The sequence below is a fragment of the Spiribacter curvatus genome (assembly GCF_000485905.1).
Lineage (GTDB): Bacteria > Pseudomonadota > Gammaproteobacteria > Nitrococcales > Nitrococcaceae > Spiribacter > Spiribacter curvatus.
Map to the genome: position 1 here is coordinate 808,659 of NC_022664.1, position 16,997 is coordinate 825,655.

Below are 16,997 nucleotides of genomic sequence, written 5' to 3' on the forward strand. Positions count from 1 at the left end.
CCATGTCACTCGTTGTCCAGAAATTCGGCGGCTCCTCGGTCGCCAATATCGAGCGCATCGAAAATGTCGCCCGAAAGGTCATCGCCTCGCGCGAGGCGGGGCATGATGTGGTGGTGGTCGTCTCCGCCATGAAAGGCGAGACCGACCGTCTTAACGAGCTTGCCTATGGCGCTGCCCAGAACACGACTCCACGACCGCGCGAGCATGATCTGCTGCTCTCCACCGGCGAGACCGTCACGATTGCGCTGCTGACGATGGTGCTCGAGCGAATGGGCTCGCCGGCACGGTGCCTCACTGGGGCACAGGTGCGCATCCTCACCGATAGCGCATTCAGCAAGGCGCGTATCCAGGACATTGACGCTGAATCCATCCGCGGCGACCTGGGAGCCGGGCGTATTGTCGTGGTGGCGGGATTTCAGGGCGTTGATGAAAACGGCTCGATCACCACGCTGGGACGGGGTGGCTCGGATACCACCGCGGTTGCGCTGGCCGCTGCTCTTGAGGCCGATGAGTGCCAGATCTACACCGATGTGGATGGCGTTTACACGACCGATCCCCGCGTGGTCCCCACCGCACGGCGGCTTGAACAGGTCACCTTCGAGGAGATGCTCGAGCTTGCGAGTCTGGGTTCGAAAGTGCTCCAGATACGCGCAGTCGAGTTCGCCGGCAAGTACCAGGTGCCATTGCGGGTGTTGTCCTCCTTTCAGGACGGACCCGGAACACTGATTACAACGGAGGGACAGAATATGCAGCAGGGCAGTATGGAAGAGCCCTTGATCGCCGGTATCGCGTTCACACGCGATGAGGCGAAACTGACCATGATCGGCGTGCCGGATACGCCCGGTGTCGCCACTCAGATCCTTGGCCCGGTGGCGGACGCCAACATCGAAGTGGACATGATCGTTCAGAACATCAGCAATGATGGACTGACTGATTTTACGTTCACGGTGAACAAGACTGAGTATGACCGGGCACTGGATATCCTCAGCCAGCAGGCCAAGGTGCTGGGTGCGCGCGAGGTGTTCGGCGACAGCAGCATCGGAAAGCTCTCGCTCGTTGGTGTCGGAATGCGCTCGCATGCAGGTGTGGCCAGTCGCATGTTCAAGGCGCTGGCGGCGGAAGGGATCAACATCCAGATGATCTCCACCTCAGAGATCAAGATTTCTGTTGTGACCGACGAGAAATATCTCGAGCTTGGAACTCGGGCGCTGCACAAGGCCTTTGAGCTCGACGACCGTAGCGGCAAGACGGTGAGCGTGGAAGGTCAGTCGGACTAGTCAGCCAGCCATGATTGGGTTGAATGTAGGGGAGACAGCCCCCGCGTCAGAATATACAATTACAGAATGATGAAAGCGGATGGGCGATAACGGATCTAACGCGAGGGAACGCCGGTCTGTATAGGAGGCGGTCGCGATAACAATGAGGAGATGTCGGAATGCTTATTCTGACCCGCAGGGTTGGTGAAACCCTGATGATTGGCGACGACGTCGCCGTGACAGTGCTTGGCGTCAAGGGCAATCAGGTCCGTATCGGCGTTAAAGCGCCCAAGGATGTCATGGTTCATCGCGAAGAGATCTACGAGCGTATCCGTGATGAGGATGAGGCGGCCGGCGACGGTAACGCCTCTGAGGACGAGCGCTGACCGTATCGCGGAGCGGTTTACGTAACCGCCATCAGTCCCGTATTCTAGGGGCTTACATTGGAGAGGTGGCCGAGCGGCTGAAGGCGCTCCCCTGCTAAGGGAGTAAGGGCTTGATCGCCCTTCGTGGGTTCGAATCCCACCCTCTCCGCCAGACATAAAAACAGGGGCCGCAGGCCCCTTTTTTATGTCTGACAGAACCGGGGGTTCGAACCCACGAAGCAAAAAGGACGCCCCAGCCGGATGGTGTCGTCAGTCGGCGATTGACTGATGGCGGATGACGAGCCTCTCGAGCATATCGACGACATATTGTCCCGCTGCTGCGTTCATACTGTCCTTTGGGCCAGTGCCCTTTCATGATCTGTGATGTATGGCGCTGAAAATAACACGCCAGCGCTCGCAGCGTGTGCCGCCGGTATCCGCGACAACGCCTCATTCGGAAGAGGCCCACCCGGGTAGGGCTTGTTGTCGCGAGCGGCACGCATCAATCCTCAGCGATTCTGTATCGCTCGAATCTCCTCGGTGCGCTCGAGAAGCTTCAGGCGGCTGACCCTCTTCACGAAAGGCGGATCATTGGTGCGCTCAAGTGAGCCGAACAGACGGGCCGGCTTGAACCGATAACTCGTGCAGTTCAGCGTCGATTCGTTACACCCAAGCGCGGTGCCGTCGCTGCGGACAAAGTGGACACGCCCCTTGTAGGTATCACCGACGATCAATCGCCGACGCCCGGCGTTGTCGGTGTTGAGGAGGCTTCGGCCAATCATCTCCTCACCGCGCCGTGCACCGGTAAGATCCAAGATGGTCATCGGTACATCGATCTGCGCGGTCAGCTGATCCTCGGGCCGGAACTCGATTCGCTTCGAGGCCGTATCGGCGATTCTGACCGCAAGCATGCCGAAGTTGCTGTCCAGTGGTTCAGCGCTCCCGGTTTGACGCACGAATCCGGTGGATTCATCCGATGTGATAATCACAGTGGTATCTCTGAGGAAACCACGCTCATCGAGCTCGGCGAGGAAATCGACGAGTGCTCGCTCCATGGCGGCGAACGCTTGCCTTCGACGATCCTGCCGATCCCTGGGCTGCTCCGTTGCGGCCGAATCCGCCGGCTGCGCTCCGTTGACGAACGGGTGATGGGTTCCGACATTGAGCAGTGTCGCAAACCAGCGCTGTCGACGTTGATCCAGCGATTCAACCTCAGAGAGCGCCGCACGCAGGAAATGTCGATCACTCGCCCCCCAGCCCGACTGCTCGGTGTTGCCTTCCGGGACGGTCTTTCGGGCGCCCAGGTTGCCGATGACGCGATCGAAACCGGCCAGCGGCATGAACTGATCCTTCGCCATAAAGTCCAGGTCGGCGGCCTGAAGGTATGCGGTTCTGTAACCGGCCTGATCAAGGCGTTGGGGGAGGCAATCGAGTTCACCCCCTTCGTTGGAGGCTTCGGTCATCTCGGAGGGCATCAATCGCATCCGTGGATAATCGGCGCAGAGCAGGGGGTAGGTGCCCCGATCGGTCTGGCGCTGATGCGTGAGCATGTTCGAATAAAGGCGGAATCCCGTCGCGTTGAGTGCCTGCTCCAGGCGCGGCAGAGACAGGGCGGGGTTAAAGCCATGGTGGTCGGCGATCGCTGGAAGATAGGCGCCTGACAGCCCTTCGACCATGATGAGGAGGACATTCTGGTCTTGCCCAGAGCCTGCTGCATGGCCACGGCTTGCCTCATAGAAAGCATTCTCGGCATTGTCGGACTGACGCGGTTCGAGCGCGACGGGATGGCTCAGCGCCAGGCTTGGTAGCTGTGCGAGCGATCCAACGACGACATTGTTGTTGGGTGTTGTCAGACTGTCGGTTGAGAGGATGACCAGTGCGATCAGTGCGCCGACCAGCCCCGCACTGCGCAGTGGGGGCAGGTTATTGGTATTCTTCAGAAGCCAGAAAAGCGGCAGACTGGCGAAACTGAAGACCGCCAGCCAGATCAGACTGATGCCCTGTGCGCTGGTGACGATGAATGCAGGCTCGGTGAGATACCCGAGGTGCCCCATACGAAAGAATGTCCCATGCGTGACAAGGTGCTCGGCGCCAGCGGCGTAGCCCATCACAATGAGTGCCACGGCAGCGAATCGCATGATCCGTCCCGGGAGCAGCGGCGCAACCCAGTAGAGAACGCCCGCCGCGATTAGATCGGCGCCAATTGCCGGAATCGGAGCGGGATGGATGCCTGTGCCGGCCACCAGCAGGGCACGCATCACGACCACCACAAGGAATAGGGCGATAAAACGTTTCATGGATTTATATTCGCATGTCTGGTCACTGTGCGGCGATGGCGGATGGACGTTCAAGGCTTTCTGGCGGTCAGGTCGGCGGCAATGATCTCACAGACCCATCGCTGCATTTTCGTGCATGTCCCGAAGACCGCCGGTCAGAGCATTGAGCAGGTTTTTCTCACGCAACTGCGCCTTGAGTGGAAACAGCGCGCCCCGTTGCTGCTGCGGCGCAATCGGGATCCCCGAAAGGGCCCGCCACGCCTCGCGCATCTGCGAGCATCCGAATATGTTGATCTCGGCTACTGCGATCTGGACACCTTTTCAACTTTCTACCGGTTCTCTTTTGTCCGTAATCCGTGGGATCGGATCGTTTCATTCTACAAATACATCGGATCGCCGGCCGAGTACCCCTTTCGTGACTTCGTGCTCCATCACCTGCCGAATGGCCTCTGGTCGAGGATGCATTGGTTTGTTCGGCCGCAGACCGACTTTCTCTACCGGGATGGCAAACTGCTCGTCGACTTCGTGGGGCGTTTCGAATCGCTGGCCGAGGATTTCACGCATGTTGCCGGACAGCTCGATCTGCCGACCCGGGAACTGCCCTTTGTGAATCGTTCGGATGCCCGCCGGTCGCCGGTCTATCCAGCCATTCGGCGGACCCTCAAGGCGCTATGGCCGGGTAGCCCGGCATTCGGCAATTTCGGCGGACGCCCGCTGACCCGCTACCCAGACTTTGCGGCGTACTATGATCGCGATACCTGTGATGTCATCGCGAGACTCTACGCCAGCGACATCGAAGCATTCGGTTATCACTCACCGCTCGGCTGATCGAGCCAGGCGGACAGATCCCGATTGAGTAGGCGTCCGAGCCGGTCAACGTCGTCGGCGAAGTAGTCACACAGTTCGGCCCGCATCGCCTCATCCAGCGCCGCACGGTCTCGAGCACGGGTGTTGATCCGGCGGATAGCGGCGGCCAGCCCCCAGTCGCCCGGTCGCCAGAGCGCGTCGCGGAGCATCGAGGTGCGCCGGATGAGCTGCGAGAGCAGCACCGAGCGGGTGTGGGGCGCGGAGTTGAGGGTAGGGAATGCCGTGCGCCCGTCATCCCCGACATTGAGAAATTCAAGGACGGCGCGATAGACTGCACCGGGATCGCGACGCAGGTCGTCGACAAGGATGACCTTGACCTGATCTGACCCGACCCTCTGATAGAGGCGCTCCAACTGTTCGCCGAGCCGGGCGTAGGGGCCGTAGAGCAATCGATCGGGATCCCCGCAGGCAGGAGTGGGGACGGACTGTCCACGGCGACGTGCATCCTGCAGGCGCCAGGCACGCTCGAATCGACGCACGGTCTCCCAGCCCTGCCGCAGGCACTCATCATGAAGGGCGGGGGCCATCTCCAGCGGATTACGGACCGAGACGATAAAGCGGGCGTCGGGCTGATACTCAAGGATCCGCGGCACGGCCGTGGCTGAGTAGAGATAATGCGTCGAACCCTCACCGACGGCGACATGGCGATCGTCGGCCTCAGCGAACAGGCGCTCGTAATCGGCGAGGCGGGCGGTGCCGGCGATTCCGTCGGTATTAAAGTAGTGCGGCTCCTTGCGGGGGCTGAAATAGATCTGCGGATGCGCTGAGAGCCATTCAGCCAGCGCCGTCGTCGCCGCCTTTGGGGCGCCAAGGATAAAGAAATCCGGCTTTCTGATGGCAGGCTCCCGCGTTGTGTAGACCATGAATATTCCAGCGCGCCCGGACCACGCTGTCCAGCCCTTGTTGATGGCGTTCATTCAGTCTATGAGGCATCTTGTGGTAGTCATGGCTGTACCGACCGATACCGATCATCAACCGCCGCGGCGTTTGCTGCACGTAGTCCACGCTGTACGGACCCTCGATCCCGCCGGCGGCGGCATTGTGACTTTCCTCGAGAGCCTGTGCCGGGGGCTGAGGGACGATACGGTGCAGACAGGCATCGAGGCAGTCTTTCCCACCGCTCGGCACTGGCGGGTGCTTGCCATCCGCCGGCCGATCGACTTCCACCGCCGTATCCGCGCACTGCTGGCGGATGCCGATGCCCTGCATGTGCATGGCGTTTTTGGCTGGCACGTACTGCTCGGTGTCCTCGCTGCACGGCGGATGGGTCGAGCGTACGTCATCACGCTGCACGGGCATCTCCACCCCGATGCGCTCCGCGAGCGGCGCCTTGCCAAAAGGCTCTGCCTCGCACTGTTTGGCTGTCGCGTCCTAAGAGGGGCAGGAGCCGTGTTGGTGACCACCGACGCCGAGCGTGAGATCGTTGCCCGGCACGTTGAGGGGGTCAGGACCGAGTGCATCATGCCCGGGCTTGAGGTCCCGGCATCGCCGCCATCGTTGGCTGCGGATCGTCGTCCGGTGGCCGGGTCAGGGCTTCGCGTGCTCTACCTCGGTCGTCTGCACCCACATAAGGGCGTTCATCGGGTTATTGAGGCGCTGGCGGCGCTGGCCGATGCCGGCATCCCGGCAACGCTCATGATCGCCGGTCGGGGTGATCCCGGCTATGCCCGGCGACTCGACCGGCAGGTCGCCTCGAGTGGGCTCAATGATCGGGTGCAGTTGCTCGGCCATGTCGATGCGGCGGAGCGTGCGCGGTTATGGCCGGAGACCGATGTCCTGGTGCTGCCTTCCCGGTCGGAGAATTTTGGATTCGCGGCTGCCGAGGCGATGGCTGCAGGCCGTCCTGTGATTGTCGGGGAGGGTGTGGGGCTCGCGCCGCTCGTTATGGATCGGGACTGCGGTCATGTCATTCCCGCCGACGATGCGTGCGCGCTCACGGATGCGCTGGCGGCCGTGAGCGACTCCGAGCGTCGGATGGCCATGGGGCGAAATGCCCATGCGGCCGCGCTTGATCACTTCTCACAGGTGGCGATGGGCACAGGCCACGAGCGGGTCTATCGACGGCTCGTCGGCATGCCGCCGGCGTCGTCGGCGGCAACCTGACGTCCCGCGAGCGGTCGGCCGATGGCTGTGCTCTCGATACCGAGCTGCTGACGCACCGCCCACCAGAGGCGCAGATTCCAGAGCGCGAGTGTGATGGCGGTCGCGGCGGCTGCACCATTGAGTCCGAACAGCGGGATGAGCCCTACGTTGAGACCGATGTTCAGAACAACGGCGAGGCCGAGGACGCGGACGACCAGCCGCTCATGGCCAGTCATGTTGAGCAGGAACACGACCGACCCCGACCCCGCGTTGAAGATCTGTCCGATCGCGAGAATCAGAATGGGGGAGTAGGCCGCGTCATATTCGACGCCGAAAGCCAGGTCGATCACCGGTCTGCCGACGCTGACGAGGCCGATAACCGCGAGCGCTGTGAGCGCGAGGGTAACCCGCGCCGATGTGGTGACGACCCGTTGCAGCCGATCATGATCGCCCAGCGAATGCAGGCGAGCGAACTGCGGAGCGGCGACCATGTTGACTGCATGCAGCCCGAAGGCGAGGAAACCGGCGGTCTGGACGGCAACGCGATAGATGCCTATCTGTGCCTCGTCGACGAACAGCCCCAGTACTACGATGTCGGTCTGTTGATGCATCAGGAAGGTCCCCGCGACCAGCGCCAGGGGGATCGTGCTCTGCAGCCATTCACGCGGTTCGCGGATCGGTGGCGCGGATCCGAGCTCGACCGGGCGGACCCGCGCGAGCATCACTCGGCCCGCGACCAGGGCAATGCCAGCGGCGAGGGCATGCAGCGCCATTGCGTGACTGGCCGTAAAGGCATCTCCGAGTAGCAGCGCGGCCACCGTGCAGAACGCGAGCGCCAGAGCATAGCGAATCACCAGGTCGGGGAACTGGCCCTGCAGGACATGACGAAGCCCGCGCAGGGCGGCGCCGGTGAGGTTGCCAAGCACCATGAGCGTGGCCATGACCACACCCGCGGCGAAGGTGGTGAGTTGCTCATCGCTGAAGTGCGGTGCGAATACCGCCAGCGCCAGCCCGGAGAGAATTGTGATGGTCAGTGATAGCGTCAGGGCGAGGCGTGTCGCCCATTGCCAGACCCCCCGGATCCGGCCCCACGCCTGATGGGCGCGCGCGGCAGCGGTCTCCCGCACAACCAGCATCGGCAAGCCGAGCTCGGCCGGCACGACCAGCAGCCAGACAAGGGCGTAGACGTAGGCGTAAAGCCCATAGCCGGATGGCCCCAGGCTGCGGGCAAGGACAATCGTTAGAGCGAGCACCAGACCCGCGCTGCTCAGTTTGATCGCCAGACTCCCCAGACTGCTGGCCACGAGGCCAGAGCGCCGGGGATGCAACAGATCACGTAAAATCACGGTACGGGGCTGGTTGTTGACCGGGTCAACCAGCGCTCGAGATTGGCGAGGATACGGTCGGCCAATACATGGGCGCGATCGGTCATCGGTCCCTGAAAGTGCGCATCCAGCGTCTGGTGAAAGTGTTGGCCCCAGCGCTCGAAGTGCTCATGGCGCAAGGGGCCTTTGGCGTGTACCGCTGCATGCCGGGCCACCATGTGCCGGGTGTAGCCACCCTGTTCACCGAGCAGCATCTTGCGCCAGTAGGCCTCGATCGTCGGCAGGTGATCTTCGATGCGGATCTGCGCGGTCTCCATGAAAACCGGACGCATCAGCGGGTCGTTGAGTAGACGCTCGTAGAAGGCGTTTACGAGTGTGTGGATGGCTTGTGGGCTGTCCAGGTCGGTCATAGCGTGCTGCAGGCATCAACGTCGTTCAACAATCAGTCCATTGATATTATGCAGCACTTACTGATGCGAGTGCGCTGAATCTGATCGCTCAGGTACGGTCCACGTCTGACTCGCCTTCCTGGCGCCTTCGTCAGTATGATGATGAAAACTTCACAAGAGACGATCAGAGCCGTGATCTTTTCACTGCCCCCCAGCCCCTGCACCGCGAATGTCGCCAGGACGCCCAGCACTGCGATCACGAAAACAATCTCGATGAGCGTAAAGCCACGCTGCGCTGGCATTAGAAAGCCGAGCTCATCTGCCAGATCGGCATGAAAATACCCGCCGCCAGTACGAGCACCAGCAGGCCGATGAATCCGATCATGATGGGTTCGATGTAGGAGGGCAGGCGTTTCAGATCCTCATCCACTTCGCGTTCGTAGAAGTCGGCCACCTGATCCATGAGATCGGCAAGCTGGCCGGTCTCCTCACCGACGGCAAGCATCTGCAGCACCATCGGGGTGAATAAGTCGCTGCGCTTGCACACGCTATGCAGGCTCTCGCCACGCTCGATGCCGCTGCGCAGACCGCGGATACCCTGGCTGATATAGCGGTTGTCGGTGGCATCCGCCACGGTATCGATCGCGGTGAGCAGGGGCACGCCCGCGCGCAGGGCCATCGCGAAGGTGCGGGTGAACCGCGCGAGCAGCGCCCGGCGCATGACCCCACCGGCGATGGGGATGTTGAGCTTGAAGCGATCCCACTGCAGACGGCCTCTACCCCCTCGCAGATAGTAGCGCAGCAGGAGGATGCCGCCGGCCGTCAGTGCCAGCATGAGAATGCCGTAGCGTTGGGTGAATCCAGAGGTGGCAAGCAATGCGCGGGTGGCAAGCGGCAGCTCGGTGTCGAGGTTCTCGAAAAGATCCGCGAAGGTTGGGATGACGAAGATGTTGACAACGATGAAGGCGCCAAGAATCGCGATAAGCACGAACATGGGATAGCGCAGGGCGGACTTGATGCGCTCGCGGGTGACGCGCTCCTGTTCGAGATTGTCCGCCATCTGCGTGAGGGCGTTCTCGAGCTGACCGGACTGTTCACCGACACGCATCATGTGAATGAATAGCGGCGGGAAGACGTCGCGATGCTGGTTCATGCTCTCGGCAAGGGCGCTGCCGCCCCCGAGGTTGTTGGCAATGCTGAGCAGTGCCTCTTTCAGGCGCTCCTGCTGGGCGTTCTCGGCAAGCCCACGGATCGCCCGGATGACGGGCACACCGGCATGCAGCAGAGAGCGGAAGTGCCGGGCGAAAATAATGAGGTCATTGAGCGGAATGGGGCGTTTGAGATACCGCCCGATCAGCTGGCCGACATCCATGCTGGCGCTGAACTTCTCGTGACCGGCCTGCTCCAGTGACAGCGGCGTCGCGCCGAGGTCGAGCACATAGGCGGCGGCGCGGCGCTGATCCTCGGCGTCGACCTCGCCCTGGATGAGCTGGCCCTCACTGGTGCGGGCACGGTAGTTATAGCGCGGCATGGTTACTGATCCCTGCCGATGATCTCGCCGAGAACGCGGACCACTTCAGCGACATTGGTGTAGCCCTCGTCGATGAGCCGAAGCGCGGTAGTGCCGAGGGAAACATAATCCGGTGCCTCGTGGGCAAGCCGGGCGAATGTCGAGAAATCACTCTGTCGCAGGGCACGGCGCATGGCCTCGTCGATTTCGACGAGCTCGAACATCCCGATCCGGCCACTGTAGCCCGACTGATCGCAGATCTGACAGCCCTCGCCCACCTGGATCGTCGGGCTGGCCGGATCCTCATGGCCGGCGCGGGTCAGCCAGGCGATTTCCTCATCGTCAGGGGCGCGCCCTTTCGCGCACTGCGGACAGACCCGGCGAAGCAGTCGCTGAGCGATGACGCCGCGCAGCGCGGCGGCGAGCATGAACGGCTCGACGCCCATATCGAGCAGGCGGTTGGCCGTGGAAACGGCGTCGTTTGTATGCAGCGTCGAGAGCACGCGGTGGCCGGTGATCGCCGCCCGCATTGCGATCTCGGCGGTTTCGGCATCGCGGATCTCACCGACCATGACGATATCCGGATCCTGGCGCAGGGCGGTCCGCAGGACCCGGGCAAAGTCGAGCCCGATCTGTTCGTGGACCTGCACCTGTGTGACCCGGGGCAGGGCATACTCCACCGGGTCCTCGACGGTGATGATCTTCACCTCTGGGGTGTTCATCTCGCTGAGGGCGCCGTAGAGCGTCGTTGACTTGCCCGACCCGGTCGGCCCAGTCACGAGGATCAGACCATTGGGGATGTTCATCAGCTGGCGGAAGCGCTTGAGCAGCGCCGGCGCCATGCCGGTCTGCTCGAGCGAGGAGACGACGGCGCTTTGATCGAGCAGCCGCATCACAACGCTCTCGCCATACTGCTGGGGCAGGGTGGACAGGCGCACGTCGATCCGTCGGCCCTGTACCCGCGACTGGAAGCGGCCGTCCTGGGGGAGACGGCGCTCAGTAATGTTGAGGCCACTCATGAGCTTTAACAGCGAGACCAGCGCATTCTGCATGTTGCCCTGACGCACCAGGCGCTCGTGCAGGATCCCGTCCTTGCGGGTGCGGATGCGGAGCTGTCTCTCTTCGGGCTCGATGTGGATGTCGGAGGCGCCGCGCTGCACCGCGTCCTCCATGAGCGTTTTCAGTAGCCGCACCGCCGGCGAGCTTGCGCGCCCGGCGCCGACGTTGAGGTTGGTGAGGTCGATTTCATCAGTGCTGGCGAGCTCTTCGGTGATCTCGTCAGCGATGCTCTCAAGCTCGTCGGTACGGCCGTAGACGACGTTGATGGTGTCGATGATGTCCTGCCGGCCGGCAAGGCGGAACTCGACCGGTTTAGGCAGGATCCGCTCGACTTCGTCCATGGCCATGACATCGCCGGGGTCATCCGTGGCGACCACGAACTGATCGTCGCTCTCCTCGAGGATGATGGCACCGAAGCGCCGGGCGGCATCCTCTGGCAGCTGTTTGGCGGTCTCGTTATCCACCCAGTACTGGTTGGGGTCGGCGACACGGATGCCGTAGTGCTCGGCGAGGACTTTGTTGAGCTCGCGCTCGCTCATGCGCCCGGTCTGGACCAGTGCCTCACCCAGGGCAAGGCCGGAGCGCTTCTGCTCGTCGAGCGCGACCTTGAGATCCGCCTCGGTGATCAGCCCGCGAGCGATCAGCTGGTCGCCCAGCCGCTGCGGTGGGGCGGGCCGTTCAGCCGCCACGATGATCAGTCCGCATACGGCACCTCACCGTCACGGAGCGCTTTGCGACGGTTCCGGGCATAGGTCCGGACGCTCTCATCGAGATCGTCATGCTCGAGCAGCGCCGCCCAGGCCTGATCGGCGCTGTCGAGCGCACCCCGCCGGTCCTGGGTAATGGCCTCGCCGAGGATCCACTCAGCCGCGGCCGGCTCGGCGCGCCGCAATTGCGCATAGACGCTCGCGGCTTCGTCGTACTGACCCGTTCGCCGGTACAGATCGGCGAGGTGCGAGCGCAGGTGGGTCTCGTTGGAATCGGCGGGCGGGCGGATCGCCTCCAGCGCCTCGATGGCGGTCTCGGCGTCGTCATTGTCGCGGGCGATCCGGGCGAGCATCCGCGCGGTGGCCAGATCATCGGGAATGATATCCAGCCCCTGCGCAAGGACGTCCTGGGCGCGCTGCGGCCGGCCCGTGACGACAAGGATGCGGGCATAGCCGCGGCGTGCGCTCATCAAGTCCCGATCGAGCGACAGTGACTCGCGAAAGCGCCTGGCGGCCGTGGATAGATCACCCTCGTCGAGGGCACGCTGCCCCTTATGGTAGAGATCGAGGGCCCGTTCGCCGGTGGAAATATCCGGGGGTGATCGCTCCATGCCGTCGTTCTGGGCCAGAACGGCGGGCGTGCCCGCCATTGCCGCCATTGCCGCCGTTGCGAGGAGGGGGATGAATGCCCACTGTCGGATCGTCATAGCATCTGCTCAAGTTGCCGATCGAGGGTCTGGGCCCAGGTGTCTTCATCCACAACCGTCGGTCGCAACAGAATCACCAGCTCGACTTTCTCGGAGGACTGTTGCTGGCGGCTGAACAGCGGTTTGAGCGGGGGGATGGCACCCAGCACGGGGACCGCGGAATCCGTGCTCTGCTCGCGCTGCTCCATGAGCCCGCCGATCACGATCAGGTCACTGTCACGGGCGCGGACGATGGAATCGGACTGGCGGACATCACTGCTGGCGAGCTGGAATTCGATCTCCCCGTCATTGGTGGTCTGCACGGTCCGCGGGATCTCGGTGACATTGGAAACGGATGGCTGGACATGCAGTGTGACGTAACCGTCGGCATCGATATTGGGGGTTACATCGAGCGAAATCCCCGAGAAAAAGGACCGGAACTCCGGGTTGATCTCGGTCTGGGCGTTGCCATCGGTAATGGTGGTATCCAATTCGACGCCGGTCTGGAAGAAGCTGTCGGTCCCCACCTTGATCAATGCCTTTTGATTGTTGAGCGTCGAGACCCGCGGGGAGGAGAGCACCATGACGTCGCCCTGCTGGTCGAGGGCGCTGATGGTGGCGTCGAACGAGGTACCGCGCACGATGCCGAGATCGAAAAGGCCCGTGTTTGCGTCGGTGCCGCTTGGCGTCAGATCGACGCTCGTCTCGCGGCCGGCGGTGCTGCCGACATAACGCCAGTCAATCCCCGCCTCGAACTCATCGTTCAGGCTTACCTCGACGATCCGTGCCTCGAGGATGACCTGGCGGTTGATGGTGGCCTGCAGGCCGCTGATGAAGGTCTCGACCTGATCGAGCACGGCGGGTGTCGCCCGCACAACCACCGCGCCCGCCTCGGGGCTTGTGACCACGCGGGCGGCATCACCGGTGTCGGCATCACTGGTCTCGGCGTCATCTTCCGTATCGGTCGCGGTTTCGTCTTCCGCGGTGGCGTTGTCCCCGCTGGCTTGCTGGCCGGCGATAATCTCCTCAATGGCGGACTCGATGTCCTGCCAGAGCTGCGAGTCGGAGCGCGTGGTCAGGCTGCTGCCACTGATTTCGTCATTGGCGTCTGCCTGGTCTTCCTCTTCCGAGGAGCTGATTTCACCCCCGGAGATGCTGGTCCCCGAGACCCCCTCGCGCTCGACGTTGATGTAATTGAGACTGAATACGCGTGTTTCGAGTGCCGAGGGCAGGATCAGGAACGAGCCCTCCATCCTTCGGTAGTGATAGCCATACCCCTCGCGCAGGATCTCCATGACCTCGGGCACGGAGACGTCGCTGAGCTGGAGCGAGATCTGACCGGTGACTTCCGGGTGCACTACGACGTTATAGGGGGAGTCCTCAACCAGCCCGTGATAGAAGTTGGGTACCGAGACCGCATCGGCTCTGATATCAAATCGTGGTTCTGTCACCGGCGATTCCGCGGTCGCCGCGAGTGGCCTGGGCTGGAGCATTGCCTCGGCGGCGGAGGGCAGCGGTGGGGCGGCATCGCCGATCATCTCAAACGCCGGATCGGCGAGCGTCATTGCCTGCGTCACCGCGGCACTGCGCTCTGCCTCGGTCATACCGCCCTGATAGGCGCATCCGCTGAGAAACAGCGCGAGCAGGCAGTAACTGAGGGCGGATCTGTAAGCCATTGTTCTTTTATTCCTTTATCCGGCGATCCGGGGTTTCCCGGGTAATATCGCCGCCGGTGATTGACCGCGTCCCGGTCCCCGACTCATTGGTGATCTCGACACTCGAGCGCCCGATCCGCTCGATCACCCCCGCCTCGGTCTCCGCGTCCGCTGTGACAACCCGACCACCGATCACGGCGCGCCGTCGCCACTGTCCGTGAATGGCCTCCTCCACGATCAACGTCAGTTCAGTGGGCGAGGGCGGCGGTGCCTGCGTCTCGTCGGCTGAAGGACCGGCGTTCTCAGAGGCGGCTTCGTCGATCTGCCGCTCGGCCTGCCGGATGGCCTCCTGCAGGACCGCGGGTGGCGCTGTCGGATCGAGCGCTGTCTGTTGCGCGGCGACCGGCGCGGCCATCACGGCGATCAATACCGCCAGTCGGGTTGTGCCGGCGCCGTTAGTCGACTTGGGCCGCTGCATAAATATCAAACCTCAGGGTGACGCGCGCCATGGGATGGTCGCTCACCTCGTAGTCCATCGATCGCCACACCAACGGTACAGTCAATGCCTCCAGTCGCGCCAGCAGCGCCACTGTCTGCGCGTAATCCGCCTCGACGGTCAGGCGCATACGGCGATGATCAATGGCGACGTTGGTGGTGCGGTCATCCGATCCCACGGCGATACCCGCACCGGGCTGGCGGTCAAAGCCGATGATACGCGGAGCCGGCTCGCTCTTGATGGCTGAACCGATGCGATCGATCGCCTCCTCGGCTGGCATCAGGGTGATGAATGCAAGATCACGGCGCGATTCACCGGCTCTGATCGCCTCGATCTGTGATTCGAGCGATGCGATGCGCTCGCGCACGGTCTGATCGGGATCCTCAACGTCTTCGGTCTGCTCTTCCAGCGCCGCGATCGTGGAGCGCAGCCCGTCCATCTGTGACTCGAGCGTCTCCTGTTCGCTCTGCAGGCTGGTGAGACGGCTTGACTGTGGGGACAACAGGGCCATCTGCCAGATGAGCGCAACCGCCATGAACCCACCGGCGAAGACCATCACCCGCTCGCGCGGGCTCCGTCCCGCCAGCCAGTCCTCCGCACCCGCGGCCATCTGCTGGAGCGCGCCGAGCCGCTGTTTCCAGCGTGTGCGCAGGCCGTTACTCATCGGTATCTTTCAGTGCGCGCAACAGCGACGGGAAGTCTGTGCCCTGGATACCTGCCGTCCCTGTATCGTCGGGCCGTGCGGCGGTGTCGGCCAACAGCCCGTCACCTTCAATCGTGAAATCGTGGACCACCAGGCCACTCGGCCGCTCGCTGCGGTTGCCGATATCGAGCGTGCTCGGTGACCACTCAGCGAACGGGGCGGTGGCCGTCAGAAGGCTGGCAAAGGTCTCGGCCTGAAACGCCTGCAGGGTATGCCCACGCAGCGTGATGGCATCCGCCTCGATGTTGATACGCTCAAGCCAGACGCCTTCCACGACGGCGTCACCCAGCGCCTCCATGGGCGCGGCGAAGCCATCGAGCAATGACGTGTCGACCCCCTCGAATGCACCGAGGAGGCTGTCATAGGCATTATACTGCCGCTGCAATCGGTCGCGGCGCTCGACGAGCCGGGCCGATGGCTCAACGTCCTGGGCCTGCTCGAGCTGCTCGCGAAGATCCGCGACCGTGCTGTTCAGCTGTTCGCGTTGCGCGCTGGCGGCCGCCACGGCATCGGCATGATCGGCGATCCGCCAGGTCTGCACGCCACTGATTGCCGCGAGCACCAGCACACCGGCGAGGGTGATCGCGGCGAGGTTCCGCGGAGCGGTGATTGATCGGTCCTTGGCCGGTGGCTGATAGATCGAATCGGCCTCGGGCAGTGAGACGTTGAGCGTCGCGGCGATCGCGAGCATCCCCTCGGGCGTGGCACTGGCGGCCTTCGTCTGGGCATCCGCCGGCTCGACATGGGGCGGGAGTGTGAGGATATGGCAGTCAATCCCCAGGCTCTCGCCGAGCGCATCGCTGACGTTCTCAAGCCCCTCGAAGCTGGGTCCGATCAGGCACTGACTGAGCGGTGTATCGGACAGGCGTTTGTTGAAGTTGGTGGCGGTGCGGACACACTCGCTGACCAATTGATCGGTCTGGGTGGTGTCCAGCCCATTGTCTCTGTCCACCGCCATGGTCACGGTGCGCGAGAGATAGAGATAGTCGCCCCGCGCGACCGTCACACCGGTGCTGCGAGATGCAACAAAGACCGTCATGATCGGGGTTGCGTCGTTACTGCTCTGCTCATCGAGCACGGCGTCAGCGACGCTCTGCTTGGCGAGCGTAATCAATGCCGTCTCGCGCGGGAACATCGCCCGCAGATCCAGCCCGGCGCTGGTGACGGCCTTGCTCAGATCATCCAGCATCCGACGCGACATGACCGTCGCGCGCACCAGCGAGGACTCCTCGGTGCTGGCTTCACGATCATTGGTGAGCCGCACACCAGTCGTGACAATCTCATCACTCCCCATCACCCCCGGCGGTGTCACCCGCCAGGACAGGGCCTCACGAATCTCATGATCGGCAACGCCAGGGAGATCGACAAACTGGGTGTCGTAATCGCTGCGGCTCAGCGTGACGTAGGCTGGAATCCCCTTGAGATCGTGCTCATCAACCAGATCGCTGAGGACCTGACCCGCCTGGGACCGCTCGCAGGGGCGAGTGATACACAACTCGAGCGACGCCCGATCCACCGACAGCACCGACAGAGTGATCGATGACTGGGCAAAATGAATGCCGGCCCGCCTTTGCGGGACCGGCACTCTTCGGTTGAGGAATAAGTTTCTCAACGCTTTATC

16 protein-coding genes and 1 tRNA gene are annotated in these 16,997 nt (G+C 62.9%); 5 read left to right on the plus strand and 12 right to left on the minus strand.

Annotated elements, in window-relative coordinates; translation table 11 throughout:
* Window positions 1-2: 2 nt before the first annotated feature.
* The 3 genes from SPICUR_RS04035 to SPICUR_RS04045 all read left to right on the plus strand — a co-directional run bounded on the left by SPICUR_RS04035 (window position 3) and on the right by SPICUR_RS04045 (window position 1,793).
* Window positions 3-1,277, plus strand: a complete 1,275-nt coding sequence (locus SPICUR_RS04035) for an aspartate kinase (RefSeq protein WP_023366312.1) — start codon at window positions 3-5, stop codon at window positions 1,275-1,277.
* A 158-nt stretch (window positions 1,278-1,435) separates the two neighbouring features.
* Window positions 1,436-1,642 carry a carbon storage regulator CsrA gene (gene csrA / locus SPICUR_RS04040; RefSeq protein WP_023366314.1) on the plus strand — a complete coding sequence of 69 codons (207 nt, stop codon included), beginning with the start codon at window positions 1,436-1,438 and terminating at the stop codon, window positions 1,640-1,642.
* A 59-nt stretch (window positions 1,643-1,701) separates the two neighbouring features.
* Window positions 1,702-1,793, plus strand: a tRNA-Ser gene (locus tag SPICUR_RS04045).
* A 337-nt stretch (window positions 1,794-2,130) separates the two neighbouring features.
* Here the strand turns inward: SPICUR_RS04045 and SPICUR_RS04050 are convergent.
* On the minus strand, window positions 2,131-3,918 hold the full coding sequence (locus tag SPICUR_RS04050) for an LTA synthase family protein (RefSeq protein WP_023366316.1): 1,788 nt from the start codon (window positions 3,916-3,918) through the stop codon (window positions 2,131-2,133).
* A gap of 42 nt (window positions 3,919-3,960) precedes the next feature.
* Here SPICUR_RS04050 and SPICUR_RS04055 point away from each other — a divergent pair, with 42 nt between their 5' ends.
* The gene (locus SPICUR_RS04055; protein ID WP_077176317.1) at window positions 3,961-4,725 is read left to right on the plus strand and encodes a sulfotransferase family 2 domain-containing protein; all 765 of its coding nucleotides are present in this window, start codon (window positions 3,961-3,963) and stop codon (window positions 4,723-4,725) included.
* On the opposite strand, the gene SPICUR_RS04060 is transcribed toward SPICUR_RS04055, so the two are convergent.
* Complete coding sequence (locus SPICUR_RS04060) at window positions 4,707-5,627, minus strand: sulfotransferase family protein (protein WP_077176318.1); 921 nt, start codon at window positions 5,625-5,627, stop codon at window positions 4,707-4,709. The two genes, SPICUR_RS04055 and SPICUR_RS04060, sit on opposite strands and share 19 nt — an antisense overlap.
* Window positions 5,628-5,709: 82 nt before the next feature.
* On the opposite strand from SPICUR_RS04060, the gene SPICUR_RS04065 reads away from it, so the two are divergent.
* Window positions 5,710-6,867 carry a glycosyltransferase family 4 protein gene (locus SPICUR_RS04065; protein ID WP_023366322.1) on the plus strand — a complete coding sequence of 386 codons (1,158 nt, stop codon included), beginning with the start codon at window positions 5,710-5,712 and terminating at the stop codon, window positions 6,865-6,867.
* Here the strand turns inward: SPICUR_RS04065 and SPICUR_RS04070 are convergent.
* Genes SPICUR_RS04070 through SPICUR_RS04115 form a run of 10 tightly spaced genes read right to left on the minus strand, consistent with a single transcriptional unit; the run spans window position 6,819 to window position 16,988 of the window.
* On the minus strand, window positions 6,819-8,150 hold the full coding sequence (locus SPICUR_RS04070) for a flippase (RefSeq protein ID WP_148291315.1): 1,332 nt from the start codon (window positions 8,148-8,150) through the stop codon (window positions 6,819-6,821). The two genes, SPICUR_RS04065 and SPICUR_RS04070, sit on opposite strands and share 49 nt — an antisense overlap.
* A gap of 38 nt (window positions 8,151-8,188) precedes the next feature.
* On the minus strand, window positions 8,189-8,581 hold the full coding sequence (locus SPICUR_RS04075; protein WP_023366328.1) for a group III truncated hemoglobin: 393 nt from the start codon (window positions 8,579-8,581) through the stop codon (window positions 8,189-8,191).
* Window positions 8,582-8,613: 32 nt separating this feature from the next.
* Window positions 8,614-8,862, minus strand: a complete 249-nt coding sequence (locus tag SPICUR_RS10230; RefSeq protein WP_023366330.1) for a type II secretion system protein — start codon at window positions 8,860-8,862, stop codon at window positions 8,614-8,616.
* Window positions 8,862-10,091: a type II secretion system F family protein gene (locus SPICUR_RS04085; protein ID WP_023366332.1), complete on the minus strand. Its 1,230-nt coding sequence runs from the start codon at window positions 10,089-10,091 to the stop codon at window positions 8,862-8,864. The genes SPICUR_RS10230 and SPICUR_RS04085 overlap by 1 nt, the downstream gene beginning before the upstream one ends.
* A 2-nt stretch (window positions 10,092-10,093) precedes the next feature.
* Window positions 10,094-11,818 (minus strand): GspE/PulE family protein, encoded by a 1,725-nt coding sequence (locus SPICUR_RS04090; protein ID WP_023366334.1) that lies wholly within the window; start codon window positions 11,816-11,818, stop codon window positions 10,094-10,096.
* A 5-nt stretch (window positions 11,819-11,823) separates the two neighbouring features.
* The gene (locus SPICUR_RS04095) at window positions 11,824-12,543 is read right to left on the minus strand and encodes a tetratricopeptide repeat protein (protein WP_023366336.1); all 720 of its coding nucleotides are present in this window, start codon (window positions 12,541-12,543) and stop codon (window positions 11,824-11,826) included.
* Window positions 12,540-14,198, minus strand: a complete 1,659-nt coding sequence (mshL, locus tag SPICUR_RS04100) for a pilus (MSHA type) biogenesis protein MshL (RefSeq protein ID WP_023366338.1) — start codon at window positions 14,196-14,198, stop codon at window positions 12,540-12,542. The genes SPICUR_RS04095 and mshL overlap by 4 nt, the downstream gene beginning before the upstream one ends.
* A gap of 7 nt (window positions 14,199-14,205) precedes the next feature.
* Window positions 14,206-14,655 (minus strand): hypothetical protein, encoded by a 450-nt coding sequence (locus tag SPICUR_RS04105; protein WP_023366340.1) that lies wholly within the window; start codon window positions 14,653-14,655, stop codon window positions 14,206-14,208.
* Window positions 14,633-15,337 carry a type II secretion system protein GspM gene (gene gspM / locus SPICUR_RS04110; protein WP_023366342.1) on the minus strand — a complete coding sequence of 235 codons (705 nt, stop codon included), beginning with the start codon at window positions 15,335-15,337 and terminating at the stop codon, window positions 14,633-14,635. The genes SPICUR_RS04105 and gspM overlap by 23 nt, the downstream gene beginning before the upstream one ends.
* Entirely contained in the window at window positions 15,330-16,988 is a 1,659-nt protein-coding gene (locus SPICUR_RS04115) for a hypothetical protein (protein ID WP_148291316.1), read from the minus strand. The genes gspM and SPICUR_RS04115 overlap by 8 nt, the downstream gene beginning before the upstream one ends.
* Window positions 16,989-16,997 lie beyond the last annotated feature (9 nt).

Bases quoted from the DNA above. Each gene is read 5' to 3' on its own strand.
- SPICUR_RS04035 (WP_023366312.1), top strand. From the start codon at position 3: ATGTCACTCGTTGTCCAGAAATTCGGCGGCTCCTCGGTCGCCAATATC.
- csrA (WP_023366314.1), top strand. From the start codon at position 1,436: ATGCTTATTCTGACCCGCAGGGTTGGTGAAACCCTGATGATTGGCGAC.
- SPICUR_RS04050 (WP_023366316.1), bottom strand. From the start codon at position 3,918: ATGAAACGTTTTATCGCCCTATTCCTTGTGGTGGTCGTGATGCGTGCC.
- SPICUR_RS04055 (WP_077176317.1), top strand. From the start codon at position 3,961: ATGGACGTTCAAGGCTTTCTGGCGGTCAGGTCGGCGGCAATGATCTCA.
- SPICUR_RS04060 (WP_077176318.1), bottom strand. From the start codon at position 5,627: ATGGTCTACACAACGCGGGAGCCTGCCATCAGAAAGCCGGATTTCTTT.
- SPICUR_RS04065 (WP_023366322.1), top strand. From the start codon at position 5,710: ATGGCTGTACCGACCGATACCGATCATCAACCGCCGCGGCGTTTGCTG.
- SPICUR_RS04075 (WP_023366328.1), bottom strand. From the start codon at position 8,581: ATGACCGACCTGGACAGCCCACAAGCCATCCACACACTCGTAAACGCC.
- SPICUR_RS10230 (WP_023366330.1), bottom strand. From the start codon at position 8,862: ATGCCAGCGCAGCGTGGCTTTACGCTCATCGAGATTGTTTTCGTGATC.
- SPICUR_RS04085 (WP_023366332.1), bottom strand. From the start codon at position 10,091: ATGCCGCGCTATAACTACCGTGCCCGCACCAGTGAGGGCCAGCTCATC.
- SPICUR_RS04095 (WP_023366336.1), bottom strand. From the start codon at position 12,543: ATGACGATCCGACAGTGGGCATTCATCCCCCTCCTCGCAACGGCGGCA.
- mshL (WP_023366338.1), bottom strand. From the start codon at position 14,198: ATGGCTTACAGATCCGCCCTCAGTTACTGCCTGCTCGCGCTGTTTCTC.
- SPICUR_RS04105 (WP_023366340.1), bottom strand. From the start codon at position 14,655: ATGCAGCGGCCCAAGTCGACTAACGGCGCCGGCACAACCCGACTGGCG.
- gspM (WP_023366342.1), bottom strand. From the start codon at position 15,337: ATGAGTAACGGCCTGCGCACACGCTGGAAACAGCGGCTCGGCGCGCTC.